General features: G+C 42.7%; 12 protein-coding genes. 7 read left to right on the forward strand and 5 right to left on the reverse strand.

Annotated features, from left to right (window positions below; translation table 11 throughout):
* Nucleotides 1-4 precede the first annotated feature (4 nt).
* On the reverse strand, nucleotides 5-418 hold the full coding sequence (locus tag AC1XUE_RS24650; RefSeq protein WP_483358659.1) for a hypothetical protein: 414 nt from the start codon (nucleotides 416-418) through the stop codon (nucleotides 5-7).
* Between the two features lie 24 nt (nucleotides 419-442).
* Complete coding sequence (gene lipB, locus AC1XUE_RS24655) at nucleotides 443-1,165, reverse strand: lipoyl(octanoyl) transferase LipB (RefSeq protein ID WP_483358660.1); 723 nt, start codon at nucleotides 1,163-1,165, stop codon at nucleotides 443-445.
* 133 nt (nucleotides 1,166-1,298) lie between these two features.
* On the opposite strand from lipB, the gene AC1XUE_RS24660 reads away from it, so the two are divergent.
* Nucleotides 1,299-1,655 (forward strand): YraN family protein, encoded by a 357-nt coding sequence (locus tag AC1XUE_RS24660; protein WP_483358661.1) that lies wholly within the window; start codon nucleotides 1,299-1,301, stop codon nucleotides 1,653-1,655.
* A 2-nt stretch (nucleotides 1,656-1,657) separates the two neighbouring features.
* Here AC1XUE_RS24660 and AC1XUE_RS24665 read toward each other — a convergent pair whose 3' ends face one another.
* On the reverse strand, nucleotides 1,658-2,467 hold the full coding sequence (locus AC1XUE_RS24665; protein ID WP_483358662.1) for an AraC family transcriptional regulator: 810 nt from the start codon (nucleotides 2,465-2,467) through the stop codon (nucleotides 1,658-1,660).
* 191 nt (nucleotides 2,468-2,658) lie between these two features.
* On the opposite strand from AC1XUE_RS24665, the gene AC1XUE_RS24670 reads away from it, so the two are divergent.
* The 5 genes from AC1XUE_RS24670 (at nucleotide 2,659) to AC1XUE_RS24690 (ending at nucleotide 10,408) form a co-directional block, all read left to right on the forward strand.
* On the forward strand, nucleotides 2,659-3,474 hold the full coding sequence (locus tag AC1XUE_RS24670) for a phytanoyl-CoA dioxygenase family protein (RefSeq protein WP_483358663.1): 816 nt from the start codon (nucleotides 2,659-2,661) through the stop codon (nucleotides 3,472-3,474).
* A 116-nt stretch (nucleotides 3,475-3,590) separates the two neighbouring features.
* Nucleotides 3,591-6,341 carry a DUF1553 domain-containing protein gene (locus tag AC1XUE_RS24675; protein ID WP_483358664.1) on the forward strand — a complete coding sequence of 917 codons (2,751 nt, stop codon included), beginning with the start codon at nucleotides 3,591-3,593 and terminating at the stop codon, nucleotides 6,339-6,341.
* Nucleotides 6,342-6,475: 134 nt separating this feature from the next.
* Nucleotides 6,476-7,951, forward strand: coding sequence for a DUF1501 domain-containing protein (locus tag AC1XUE_RS24680; protein WP_483358665.1), 1,476 nt, complete (start codon nucleotides 6,476-6,478; stop codon nucleotides 7,949-7,951).
* A 29-nt stretch (nucleotides 7,952-7,980) separates the two neighbouring features.
* Nucleotides 7,981-9,456: a c-type cytochrome domain-containing protein gene (locus AC1XUE_RS24685; RefSeq protein ID WP_483358666.1), complete on the forward strand. Its 1,476-nt coding sequence runs from the start codon at nucleotides 7,981-7,983 to the stop codon at nucleotides 9,454-9,456.
* Nucleotides 9,457-9,502: 46 nt separating this feature from the next.
* Nucleotides 9,503-10,408 carry a sugar phosphate isomerase/epimerase family protein gene (locus tag AC1XUE_RS24690; protein ID WP_483358667.1) on the forward strand — a complete coding sequence of 302 codons (906 nt, stop codon included), beginning with the start codon at nucleotides 9,503-9,505 and terminating at the stop codon, nucleotides 10,406-10,408.
* A 3-nt stretch (nucleotides 10,409-10,411) separates the two neighbouring features.
* On the opposite strand, the gene AC1XUE_RS24695 is transcribed toward AC1XUE_RS24690, so the two are convergent.
* Nucleotides 10,412-10,897: a GAF domain-containing protein gene (locus AC1XUE_RS24695; RefSeq protein WP_483358668.1), complete on the reverse strand. Its 486-nt coding sequence runs from the start codon at nucleotides 10,895-10,897 to the stop codon at nucleotides 10,412-10,414.
* 155 nt (nucleotides 10,898-11,052) lie between these two features.
* Here AC1XUE_RS24695 and purU point away from each other — a divergent pair, with 155 nt between their 5' ends.
* Nucleotides 11,053-11,886: a formyltetrahydrofolate deformylase gene (gene purU / locus AC1XUE_RS24700; RefSeq protein WP_483358669.1), complete on the forward strand. Its 834-nt coding sequence runs from the start codon at nucleotides 11,053-11,055 to the stop codon at nucleotides 11,884-11,886.
* Nucleotides 11,887-12,025: 139 nt separating this feature from the next.
* Here the strand turns inward: purU and AC1XUE_RS24705 are convergent, their stop codons facing one another.
* Complete coding sequence (locus AC1XUE_RS24705; RefSeq protein WP_483358670.1) at nucleotides 12,026-13,180, reverse strand: 2-isopropylmalate synthase; 1,155 nt, start codon at nucleotides 13,178-13,180, stop codon at nucleotides 12,026-12,028.
* Nucleotides 13,181-13,427 lie beyond the last annotated feature (247 nt).

Consider the following 13,427-nt stretch of genomic DNA (forward strand, 5'->3'; position numbering starts at 1 on the left):
CCACCTATTCGTGTAATACGCCTTGTAGTCCGAAAGGGGCGATATCAATGATATTGTCTTCAACAATGCTATCAGGTACGAATATAAACTTTTTATCGTAAACCTGATTTTCAAGGAAGTAGCTGATCCAGAATTCGTTGTAAAGATGGAAAACCTCCGGCATAATACTCTCCACTACCTGATGCTGTTCTGGTGCTATTTCAGGATAAAAATGACGCAGAGTAGATGTTTTTTGAGCCGGGTCGGTTCCGGATTCTGCACTTGCATAACCTTTTGAAGTCACCATTACCGTATTAATAGGCTCAGGGTTTCTGTTGATCAATACTACGCTCCATTCCGGTACATTTGCCTCGTTTATTTTTCTTACAATGGCGACCTGAATACCTTGTACCGGATGAAATGGAATATCTTTTTTCATGAATATATCAATTGGTAAGAACAGTTATTGTTCGAGGATTTCCATTTCGAACAAATCTGCAAGATGATTTTTTAATTTTATTGAAACCTCGTTCATTTCAACGTGGTTTCCGGTCTCCTGCGCTATAGAGGTAACCGCTTTGTCCTGAATGCCACACGGAACAATACTTCCGAAATAAGACAAATCTGTATTGACATTCAATGCAAAACCGTGCATCGTTACCCAACGGCTGGATTTGACGCCCATTGCACATATTTTCCTCGGATTTTTCTGTTCATGATAATCCAGCCACACACCCGTGAGCCCGTCAATACGTCCTCCATCCAAACCAAAATCCGCAATAGTCCGGATAATGGCTTCCTCCAGCAAACGCATGTATTTATGGATATCAGTAAAAAAATTATCCAGATCCAGAATAGGGTAGCCCACGAGCTGCCCCGGACCATGATAGGTAATGTCACCGCCGCGGTTGATTTTGTAGTATTTCGCTTCGCGCGCTTCCAGTTCGTCCTCATGCAGCAGCAAATGGTCTGCTTTACCGCTTTTCCCGAGTGTATACACATGCGGGTGCTGACAAAACAGGAGATGATTTGGCGTGATATGCTGTTGTTCCGCTTCCAATCCGCGGTTTTGTGTTTTGACCGCTATTGTTTCAGCAAAAATTTTCTCCTGTAAATCCCAGGCCTCCTGGTAGTCAATCAGTCCGATATCCCGGAATTGTACTTGTTTGTTTATGAGGGTATTCATCAGTCAATGGTGAACGGTCGGGAAATCTCTCATTTGAATGAGCGCACAGCCCGTAACCTTTTTTTAAAACAGGGTCTCAATACAGATTTCCCTTCATGCAAGAATAACACATTTTTAACTCAAAATTGTTCGTATGGCAGCACATAACGACACCGGGAGCTGGGGCGAAGAAAAAGCCGCTACCTATTTAACTGAAAAGGGGTACGAGATTGTGGAGAAAAACTACCGCCACAAACACATGGAAGTGGATTTGATCGCGAAACATAAGAACATGCTCATTTTTATCGAAGTCAAAACGCGGAGTGGAACTGGTTTTGGTATGCCGGAAGAGTTTGTGAACTACACTAAATCCAGATTAATTCTGAAAGCGGCCGAACACTATATATTTGACAAAGACTGGCACAAGGATGTCCGGTTTGATATCGTATCTATTCTGATTTTACCCAACGGAGATTTAAACATCAGACATATTGAAGACGCATTTTGTTGAGGTTAAATACTTTTCAAAAATTGCTTTCGGTAATCCAGCGGACTACTTTTCATTTTCTTTTTAAAAACTTTATGAAAATAGGAAACATCGCCAAAGCCACTCTCATAGCAGATTTCCGATACAGCATGATCGGTGTTGAGTAGTTGTTGTGCCGCAAAGTTAATGCGGTATTCATTCACCATTTCTATAAAGGTCTTACTCGTTGCCTTCTTGAAGTATTTGCAAAACGCATTGGGCGACATATTTACGGCTGAGGACACATCTTCCAGCAAAATCTCCTGACGGAAATGATCAACAATATAGCCTAACGCAGTGTTAATCCTTTCTTTACTTTGTCCGGCAATAACCGGCGTAATTCCCTCATGGAGCAGTTGATACTCCGACTTCACCGCAAGCCGGTTGAGAATCGAAAGGAGTTGAGCTAATTTTTGAAACGGGTTAAGCTCGGACTCCAGTTGTTGCATCAAGGGTGCGATTTCAAGAGATACAGAGTCATTAAAACATATTCCCTGTCCACTCCTTACAAGTAAATGTGCTATTGGAAGTAGTTCCGGGCGCTCAAAAAAGTCTTTTCCCAGAAAATCACCCTCAAACTGTATGACGATTGATTCTACTCCAGAGCCATCATCAGATTGATCAGACTTCCAGCAATGAGGCAGATCCGAACCCAGGAAAACGAGATCGCCTGCTTTGAAATCTTCCATGCTATTGCCGACATAACGCTTACCAGTACCCTTAACGATAAGCGTAAGTTCGTATTCAGGATGGAAATGATACGGAACGGTGAAGCGTTCGAGAAGAAATCTTCTCACTCGAAAGGAGATGTCGGGATTTGTATCAATGCTTTCAAACTGAGCTTTAACCATTGCTAATATTACTCTTTATTTTATGGTTTGATCTGATTTGGATAGAATAAGCCACTAAGTAGCTAATATTTTCCCATATGGTTATATAAAAGGGTGTGATATTTGAATATTGAAATTCAATGTAAAATTTGAATATAATGAATACGACTATTCCTACCCTTAAAAATTACATTACCATAAACGATCATGACAAGGCCCGTTTCAGAGAAAATGGGCATGTCATGATTAAAAATGTTCTCAATGATGAAGAAATCACGCATTATCGGGATGTCATCAACAAAGCTGCTTTGAGATTCAACACAGAAAAAAGAAAGCTGCAAGACCGGGATACGTACGGAAAAGCTTTCCTTCAAATCATGAATTTGTGGGAAGTGGATGAAGAGGTGCGCACATTTTCTCTTGCCAAAAGATTCGGAAAAATAGCAGCTGATCTGCTCGGAGTGGAAAACGTGAGAATTTATCACGACCAGGCACTGTATAAGGAACCCGGCGGAGGGTTTACTCCCTGGCACCAGGATCAGTATTACTGGCCATTGGATAGCAATAACACTGTTACGATGTGGATGCCCCTGATTGATATTACTGAAGACATGGGTATGCTCACATTTGCATCCGGCTCCCATAAAAATGGTTTCGTTAAAAATATCGCTATATCGGACGAGTCAGAGGCGATTTTGGAGGATTTTATCAAAGAGAAAGGCTTTGAAGTCACCCGTGCAAAAACCATGAAGGCGGGAGATGCCACCTGGCATTACGGCTGGACACTGCACTCTGCACCGGGTAATTATTCTCAAAATGTGATGAGAGAGGTTATGACAATCATTTTTGTGGCAGATGGAGCAAAGATTATCGCCCCGCAGAATGAACATCAGGAAGCAGACCGGCAGCGATGGATATGCGGTATGCCGGTAGGCGGTACGGTTAGTTCGGAATTAAATCCGGTTATACTCTAGAACGGTTAATTTTAAGATTATCAGAATATTCACCAGTAAGTAGGAGAGGAGAATTGGCTACTTTTTACTTATAAAGAATAAATTTTCACCTGCGTTTGAGCTGTATTTTCTGAATAATGATAAATAGAATCATAATTGGTTCCGTGGCTTTGGCTGTACTGCTTTTCTATTTCACGGGGGCAAACTGGTTTGGCGGAAAGGTAGACTATAATGCTGAGGTCAAACCGATCCTCAACAAGCATTGTATGGGTTGCCATGGAGGTGTAAAAAAGGCAGGTGATGTAAGTTTTTTGTTTGAACACGAAATGCTTGAACCCGGTAAATCGGGGAAAATTCCTGTGGTGCGTGGTGATGCCGATGCGAGCGAAATGATCAGAAGGATTCTGACGGATGACCCTGATGAAAAAATGCCTAAGAATGGAACTCCTCTCAGCGACGAGGATGTAGCCACGCTGAAAAAATGGATTAATCAGGGAGCAGAATGGGAAACACATTGGTCGTATAAGCGCATTGAAAAACCTGAGGTTCCTTCTTCAAAAAGTATATGGAACCTGTTTGGCTTACTGAATCAGGAAGAAAGCAACTGGCCTGAAAATGAGATCGATCATTTTGTTCTGCAAAAAGTAAAGGAAAACAAGCTTTCGGTTTCGCCTGAAGCCGATAAAGCTACTTTGATAAGAAGAGTGAGCCTTGATCTTACCGGACTTCCTCCAACGGAAAAAGAGGTGCAAGATTTCAAAAATGATCATTCAGACAATGCGTATGAAAAGGTAGTAGATCGCCTCCTGAAATCTCCCGCTTATGGGGAGAAGTGGACATCTATGTGGATGGATCTGGCGCGGTATGCGGATACGAAAGGCTACGAAAGTGACGGAGGTCGGTCTATGTGGCGTTACAGGGATTATGTGGTGAAATCTTTTAACGATGATAAGCCTTTTGATCAGTTTACGATAGAACAACTTGCCGGGGATTTACTTCCAAAAGGAAAAGATCATTTTCCGAAGGAAGAAAATATGATTGCGACTGGTTATCATAGGAATACGATGACCAACAACGAAGGGGGAACAGATGACGAAGAGTTTCGTACAGCTGCCTTGATTGATCGTGTGAATACAACCTGGGAGGTTTGGCAAGGTACTACTTTCGCCTGTATTCAGTGCCATAGCCATCCTTATGATCCGATCCCTCACGAGGATTATTTTAAGTATATGGCCTTTTTCAACAACACACGTGATGAAGATGTGTGGGATGAGTGGCCTAAACTTCGGTTTTATAAGGGAGAAGATTCGGCTCGTGTAGAGCGGGTGAAACAATGGATCACGCAACACAATCCTAAGCAAACGGAAGAAGTAACGCAGTTTATGCGGGTGATGGAGCCGAAAATCAATGCACATAATTTTATCAAAGGAGATCAGTCTACAGTACTTCTCATTTCATACTATGGTGTAAAAGACAAAGGCAATGCGAGAATTCCGGCGGTTGACCTGACCGGAGCAGGTAATGTGGTAATGAATATTTCTACCAAGGCCGAAAATGCAGTATTGACTTTACATCTTGATAAGCTGGATGGCCCTGTGCTATCTCAAATCAAAGTTCCTGTTCGTGATACGGTATTGGTAGCACCTATCGTAAAAACCTCCGGAAAGCATGATATCTATTTGTCTTTGAAAAGTCCAAAGGCTCCTGAAGAATGGGTGAGAATTACATGGATGAGTTTTCAAAAAGAATTACCGGGAAGTGATAAACCCGGATATGATAAGATTGTAGCTGACTACTCCACTGCATTAACACGCCCTGCTGAAAGTATGCCGGTCGTTTGGGAAGGTAAAGGTGATTTTGCCCGAAAGACGAATGTTTTCGTACGTGGAAACTGGATGGTGAAAGGTGCTGAAGTACAGCCGGATGTGCCAAAGTTATTGGCTCCAATGCCTAAGGGAATGCAAAAGGATCGGCAAAGCCTTGCGAAGTGGATCGTAAGCAGGGAAAATGCGCTAACGGGTCGCGTAATTGTAAACCGGTTTTGGGAGCAGCTTTTTGGAAGAGGAATAGTGGAAACAGTGGAAGACTTTGGATCGCAGGGAAGTGAACCTACACACCGCGAATTGCTGGATTGGCTTGCTGTGAAGTTCATAGAAGAGGATCACTGGAGCGTTAAAAAGCTTCTGAAAACAATTGTGATGTCCGCTACATACAGGCAAAGTTCCAAAACTGACAAGGGCAAACTGGAGAAAGATCCATATAATATCTGGATTTCCCGGGGACCACGTGTAAGATTAAGTGCGGAACAGGTCAGAGATCAGGCACTTGCCTGTGCAGGGCTGATTTCTAAAAAGATGTATGGTCCGGGTGTTATGCCTGCACAGCCTGATAAAATCTGGCAGTCGCCCTACAGCGGAGAGAAATGGACGCTAAGTGAAGGTGAAGACCGATACAGGAGGGGCGTTTACACCTATTGGAAACGTACTGCTCCTTATCCTTCTATGGTGACTTTTGATGCTCCGAGCCGGGAATTTTGTCAGTCGAGAAGGATTTTGACCAATACGCCTCTACAAGCGCTTGTTACATTAAATGACCCTGTATATCTGGAAGCTGCGGAAAAATTGGCAAGTAATATGCTAAAACGTGGTAAAACACCCGAACAGCAGTTGACAGAAGGATACCGGATGCTGACATTCCAGCCTATCGAAAAAAAGAATCTGAACGTGTTGGTGAAAGTATATAATCAAGCGCTTTCAACTTATAAAAATAAGCCGGTTGATGTAGACAGCATTCTTGTCTACGGAGCAGAACGATCTCCGGAACTAGCTGCTTTGACTATTTCTGCGAACGTGATGCTGAATCTGGATAATGTGGTTACGAAGGAGTAGGGCTTAGGGTAAGGGGCATAAGAAATCAGGAGTTTTAGCCTGAAAGGCTTCTATATATTAACCCAGGGCGCAGCCCCGAGGGTTTGAACAGATCATTAGCATTCAAAGGGAACCCTGTAGGGGTTCAATGTCATATGGAAAAGCTATTAAAGGAACTTCAACACGCAGACTTACAGCGCCAGACAAGGCGGCACTTTCTGCAATCCTGCGGGTTTGGGCTGGGAGCATTGGGGCTGGGATCTTTGCTAAGTTCGTGCGGAACGTCTTCAGAGAGGAAGTCTGTTTCAGAAGAGGGGTTTATGGCCAAAATTCCGCAGTTCGCCCCTAAGGCTAAACGGGTCATCTATATCCATATGGCCGGAGCCCCTTCTCAGCTGGAATTATTTGACTATAAGCCTGAACTGTTAAAATACCACGGTAAAGATTGTCCTGCAGAATTTCTGGAAGGCAAGAAGTTTGCATTTATTCAAGGGGTTCCCAAAATGTTGGGACCACAAGGAAACTTCAAACAATATGGACAATCAGGAGCTTGGATGTCTGATTATGTTCCTTATTTACAAACAGTAGCAGACGAAATTACTTTCCTGAAAGCGATGCATACGGATCAGTTCAATCATGCACCGGCTCAGCTACTCATGCATACAGGGAGTGCGCGTCTGGGTCGTCCCAGCCTGGGAGCATGGGCAACCTATGGATTAGGTTCAGAGAATCAGAATTTGCCCGGCTTTATTGTATTGGCATCCGGCGGTCAACAGCCGGATGCGGGTAAAAGTGTATATGGAAGCGGATTTTTGCCATCAGTGTATCAGGGGGTGCAATGCAGGACTGGAGGAGATCCGGTTTTATATGTCAGTGATCCCAGCGGAATGAACCGGGATATGCGGAAACAAACGATTGAAGCCATCAATGAAATAAACCGCCAGACTTATGAGGATGTACAGGATCCTGAAATTCTGACAAGGATTAGTCAATATGAGATGGCTTTCAGAATGCAGATGTCGGTTCCGGAAGTGATGGATGTTTCCAAAGAACCTCAGTTTATATTGGATATGTATGGTGTAAAGCCGGGTGAAGGAACGTTTGCCATGAACTGCCTTCTGGCGCGTAAATTGGTAGAGAATGACGTTCGTTTTGTACAGCTTTTTGACTGGGGATGGGACGGCCATGGTACCTCAAAAGATCACAATGTGGAAGGAGGACTGAGACAAAAATGTCTGGAATCGGACCGACCTGTCGCAGCATTAATTCAGGATCTAAAAATGCGCGGATTACTGGAAGAAACGCTGGTCATCTGGGGTGCAGAATTTGGGAGGACTCCCATGCAGGAGAACAGAAATGGGCTTGTGATGCCATTTATGGGACGGGATCACCATTTGGATGCTTTTACGATGTGGATGGCTGGGGGAGGTGTCAAACAAGGATATTCTCATGGAGAGACGGATGAGTTGGGTTATTATGGTGTGAAGGACCGGGTTCACGTACACGACTTGCAGGCGACAATCCTGCATCTGATGGGTTTTGACCATGAGAAATTTACTTATCCTTTCCAGGGCAGGAATTTCAGGCTTACCGATACCGAAGGTAAAGTCGTAAAACAGGTTTTGGCCTGATGCATTTTTGATATTGTAATTTGTAAATAATGCTTCACCCCCTATTACAAGCGTCTTACTGGCCCCTTTTTATTGGCAGGTTCCATCCGGTTCTGGTTCATTTACCTATCGGTTTTCTTTTTGTAGCACTATTGCTTGAAATAGGCAGAAGGACAGGAAAAATAAATGTTTCTGAATCTGCTATTTCCTTCGTTTTATTCTGGTCGGCTGTAGGTGCAACATTCGCATGTGTTGCCGGTTATCTTTTGTCTCTGAGTGGCGGATATGATAATGAATTACTGATGCGGCATCAATGGCAGGGAATAGGTGTGGCAGCTTTTGCCTGGGTCGCCTGGGTTGTTAAATCAGACCTTTTGGGAGAAAAAACAACAATCGCTCCTCTGTTTTATTTACCGGCTTTTGGTATAGCTACAGTACTGACAATGACTGCCGGTCATGACGGTGGTTCATTGACGCACGGGGAGAGTTTTCTGACGCAGTATACACCCGAACCTTTCAGGAGCATGACCGGAATGGCTGCTATAGAGGAGCAAACTACCGAAATTAAACCGATTGCAAATGTGAACCAGGCTTTGGTGTATGGCGATATCGTGCGCCCGATACTAGAGGCCAGGTGTACGCAGTGTCATAATGCGAGTAAACAAAAAGGAGATTTGAGGCTTGATCAGGTGGCATTTATGCTAAAAGGAGGAAAATACGGTCCTGCTTTTGTTGCTGGAAAAAGTGCGGAAAGTGAGCTGATCAAGCGATGTCTCTTACCAGAAAATGATGATGACAGAATGCCTCCTAAAGGTAAACCTCAACTTACGGATAATCAGATAACACTTTTATCGTGGTGGATCGATAATGGGGCACCGACGGATAAAAAAGTGTCGGAACTTAAAGTTTCAGAAGAGATCAAACCAGCATTGGCTGCACTTGGAAATGGATCTGTGCAGGGGGAGCCGAATAGGAAAACGGTATTTTCTGAAAAGGTGAAGCCGGCGAATGAGGAAGCTATTGCTGCTTTGCGGAAAATTGGATTGGTGGTAAATCCTGTAGCTCAGGATCAGAATTTTATCGAAGTAAGTGCGATAAATGCCGGTAACTTCTCAGACGCAAATTTAACCTTACTTACTCCGTTATCCGATCAGATTGTCTGGCTCAAACTCGGTAAAACAAAAATAACGGATGCGGGTATGAAGCAGATCAGCACATTGAAAAATCTCAATAGATTACATATTGAGTATACGGCTGTATCTGATAACGGAGTCAGGATGTTGACAGGACTACCATATCTTGCCTATATAAATCTGATAGGAACGATGTTGAGTGATCAGGGATTAAAGGATATAGTCAGGATGAAAAGCTTGAAGTCTGTTTACGTATGGAAAACTGCTGCAAGTGATAGTGCAATCCTAAGCATAAGGAGGCTAAATCCTAAACTGACCATCGTGGCTGGTCCGGATTCAACAGTGTTGTCTCGCTTTAAAAGAAGAGCAGATAGCACAGCAGTAGAGATATAAGCAATATAATGAAATCAATATTCAGAATATGAACCGCCGGAATTTTATGAGTACATCACTTGCAGGTGCTGGAGCATTGGTAGGAATGGATGCTATTGCCAGGGAAAATAATGCTCCATTTCGGTTTGGTAATAAGTTGTCGCTTAAGGTATTCGGAACCAATTGGGGTTTCAAAGGAACTACGGATGAGTTTTGTGCTGTAATTAAAAAAGAAGGCTATGACGGGACAGAAATGTGGTGGCCTGGCAGTAAGCAGGCACAAGCTGAATTGCTTACAGCGTTAAACAGATATGATCTGGAAATTGGGTTTTTATGCGGCTCAGACGATGACAATCCAGCTAAAAATCTGGAATCGTTTAAAAATCAGATCAATGCAGCTTCAAGCCAGTTTGGTAAAAGGCCTCTTTATATTAACTGTCATAGTGGTCGCGATTTTTTTACTTATGAGCAAAACAAAGCGTTCATCAATCATACAACGGCGATCTCTGCGCAAACAGGCATTCCGATTTACCATGAAACACATCGGGGTAGAATGCTTTTTGCCGCACATATCACCAGAAATTTTATTGAAAAAAATCCGGATTTAAAACTGACCCTGGATATATCGCACTGGTGCAATGTGCATGAGAGCCTTTTGGCTAATCAGGAAGAAACTGTACAATTAGCTTTGACCAGGGTGGGGCATATTCATACCCGTATAGGCCACGAAGAAGGGCCGCAAGTGAACGATCCAAGAGCTCCTGAATGGGCTGCAGCCGTGAAAGCACATCTGGCCTGGTGGGACAAAGTGGTAGAATACAAGGTTAAAAGCGGTGAGGTACTTACCGTACTGACAGAGTTTGGTCCTCCTCATTATTTACCAACAGTACCCTATACTAATCAGCCTTTGGCGGATCAATGGGCGATTAATGTGTATATGATGAAGCTGTTTCGGGAAAGGTACTTAGCATAATCCTCAAAGCTTCTTTTCAATCAATCTTAAAATCGGTAATAATCCTTGTTTATCTACTTCGCTGAAATCATTTAACTCATCACTGTCGACATCCAAAACCATAGCCACCGAACCGTTTCTGTGAAAAACAGGAAGCACGATCTCAGATTTTGATGCGGAACTACAAGCAATATGGCCGGGGAAAGCTTCTACATCAGGAACAATAATAGTTTCCTTTCTGGTGAAGCTGGCACCACAAACTCCTTTGTGGAAAGGGATGCGGGTACATGCCAGCGGTCCCTGGAAAGGTCCAAGAACAAGCTGACCTTCTTTGGCAATGTAAAATCCAACCCAAAAGAATCCGAACGCTTCTTTAAGAACGGCAGCTATGTTCGCCAGATTCGCAATCAGATCACTTTCTGTCTCTGTTAATGCAGTGATCTGAGGAAGCAGGGCACTATAAATTTCAGATCTGTTGGTGGTTTGTGGTATGAGTAAGTTTTCAGCCATTATTTAGGAAAATTTGTTGGTGATGCAACATGTTTTTGAACAGATAAGTTACACTGTACTTTGTAAAATCAAATAAGTTGTTTTAATCGGTTATCTTTCAGTATTTTGGTTAAAATGCTTTATTTAGTAGTTCAGTATATTTTTAAGATTAAATAATGACCCAACGCCATATCTTATTGATGGATGGCCCTGATCATAAAGGGCTTATTTACAAGGTAACACGTATTCTTTTTGAGCATAACCAGAATATTATCAGAAATGATGAATATGTGAGTCCATCAAAGTATTTTTTCATGCGAACGGAATTTGAAGGTGAAACAGATGCCAGCGAATTGCTGGAAGTCTTGCACAGGGAACTTCCGGAAGGTATTAATCTGAGGGTGAATCCCAAGAAAAAGAAAGATGTGGTCCTGATGGTCACAAAAGAGCATCACTGTTTGGGTGAGCTGCTAATTCGATATGCATTTGATGAATTGGATGCAACCATTCTGGCTGTAGTAAGTAACTATAATACGCTTCAACCGCTGGTAAGTAAATTCGGTATACCATTTCATTTTATTTCTCATGAGAATAGAACCCGGGAGGAACATGAGGAGGTGATTTTGCGAACGCTGGACGTATATCGGCCGGAGTATCTGGTTCTGGCCAAATATATGCGGATTATCACGCCTGAATTTGTAAATCACTTTCCAGATCGGATCATTAATATACACCATTCGTTCTTACCGGCATTTATTGGCGCAAATCCATATAGACAGGCTTACGAAAGAGGGGTGAAGATCATTGGGGCAACGGCACATTTTGTGAATAATGACCTGGACGAGGGGCCAATTATAGCTCAGGATGTAAAATCAGTTGATCACAGGCAAACGGCAACTGATATGTCAACAATCGGAAAAGATACAGAAAAGGCGGTATTGTCAAAAGCCTTAAAGCTGGTTTTTAATGATCGCGTTTTTATACATAATAACAGAACCATCATATTGTAAAATAGAAAAAAGCCCTTAGTCAGAATCACCGAGGGCTTTTTGTAATCTGATGGATGTTATTGAATACGTAACATTACAAAAAAATCTTCAAAACATCAAATTCATTTTCAGGCTATTAGCATTTCTAATAGGATTCTAATTAAACAGGAATTGCGGTACGTGCTAAATCTACCAGATCTGCGTCATTCACTTCCTTTTTAACATCTGCCACTTCCAGGAATCGGGTGTACAACTCGTCCAGTGTTGGTTTGTCAAAAGAAAATCCAAGAAGCTCCAGGCGATGCTTCAATGCATGACGGCCGCTACGCGCTGTCAACACGATATCCGACTTGTCTACACCCACATCCTGTGGATTCATAATTTCGTAATTCAGCGTATTTTTCAGGTGCCCATCCTGGTGAATGCCTGAGCTGTGTGCAAATGCATTTCTGCCAACAATCGCTTTATTAGCCTGTACAGGCATGCGCATCATTTTTGAAACGAGCTGACTTGTTGGATAGATAAACTGTGTGTTTACGCCAGTTTCCAGACCGAGTTCCTTATGAACGTTCAGCGCCATTACAACTTCTTCAAGAGAAGTATTTCCAGCTCTTTCGCCTATACCATTAATGGTTACCTCTACCTGGCGTGCTCCCTGGCTGATACCAGCGATTGAATTTGCGGTAGCAAGGCCGAGGTCGTTATGACAATGGATAGAAATTGTTGCTTTGTGTATATTTTTTACATTTTCAAAAATGTACTTGATCTTATTACCATATTCGTCGGGAAGGCAGTAACCCGTGGTATCGGGAATGTTCACAACTGTTGCCCCGGCTCCTATAACGGCTTCAACAAGTTGAGCAAGAAATACAAGATCGGCTCTACCAGCATCTTCACAATAGAATTCTACATCTTCTACTTTGCCTTTTGCATACTTGGTAGCAGAAATAGCTCTTTCAATGATCTTTTCCCGGGTTGTATTGAACTTGTGCTGGATGTGTATATCAGAGGATCCGATACCAGTATGTATACGGCCACGTTTAGCATATTGTAGTGCTTCGGCTGCTGCATCAATATCGCCTACTACTGCTCTTGACAACGCACAAATAATCGGTTCCCGAACAACTTTAGATATTTCCACTACAGAGCGGAAATCACCGGGACTGGACACTGGAAACCCTGCTTCGATTACGTCAACACCGAGTTTTTCGAGTTGTCTGGCAACAATTATCTTTTCTTCAGTTGTTAATTGGCTGCCTGGAACCTGTTCGCCGTCCCTTAAGGTGGTGTCGAAGATCTGAACTCGATTACTCATTTGAATGGGTATTTTTTTATTATTTGAATTACGAATTTAATAATTTTTGACCAATATAAAACCCTTTCCCGTTGAGAGAAAGGGTTTTGATTGATTCAAAACTAGACCTTCCTCACTCCTATGGAGTGCTTAGCAGAAGCAAATTTATATTTTGACCGTATGTCATCAGTTCATCTGAATTGCGAAATTTCGCTGACTGCGATTTTCTTCTGCAAAGAAAGTATAAGTTTTGTCTTAAACAAATATT

This window comes from Dyadobacter sp. HNCC25DJ187 (assembly GCF_056895255.1).

Excerpts from the sequence above, each read along its gene's own strand:
- AC1XUE_RS24650 (WP_483358659.1), bottom strand. The coding sequence starts at position 418 with ATGAAAAAAGATATTCCATTTCATCCGGTACAAGGTATTCAGGTCGCC.
- lipB (WP_483358660.1), bottom strand. The coding sequence starts at position 1,165 with ATGAATACCCTCATAAACAAACAAGTACAATTCCGGGATATCGGACTG.
- AC1XUE_RS24660 (WP_483358661.1), top strand. The coding sequence starts at position 1,299 with ATGGCAGCACATAACGACACCGGGAGCTGGGGCGAAGAAAAAGCCGCT.
- AC1XUE_RS24670 (WP_483358663.1), top strand. The coding sequence starts at position 2,659 with ATGAATACGACTATTCCTACCCTTAAAAATTACATTACCATAAACGAT.
- AC1XUE_RS24675 (WP_483358664.1), top strand. The coding sequence starts at position 3,591 with ATGATAAATAGAATCATAATTGGTTCCGTGGCTTTGGCTGTACTGCTT.
- AC1XUE_RS24680 (WP_483358665.1), top strand. The coding sequence starts at position 6,476 with ATGGAAAAGCTATTAAAGGAACTTCAACACGCAGACTTACAGCGCCAG.
- AC1XUE_RS24685 (WP_483358666.1), top strand. The coding sequence starts at position 7,981 with ATGCTTCACCCCCTATTACAAGCGTCTTACTGGCCCCTTTTTATTGGC.
- AC1XUE_RS24690 (WP_483358667.1), top strand. The coding sequence starts at position 9,503 with ATGAGTACATCACTTGCAGGTGCTGGAGCATTGGTAGGAATGGATGCT.
- AC1XUE_RS24695 (WP_483358668.1), bottom strand. The coding sequence starts at position 10,897 with ATGGCTGAAAACTTACTCATACCACAAACCACCAACAGATCTGAAATT.
- purU (WP_483358669.1), top strand. The coding sequence starts at position 11,053 with ATGACCCAACGCCATATCTTATTGATGGATGGCCCTGATCATAAAGGG.
- AC1XUE_RS24705 (WP_483358670.1), bottom strand. The coding sequence starts at position 13,180 with ATGAGTAATCGAGTTCAGATCTTCGACACCACCTTAAGGGACGGCGAA.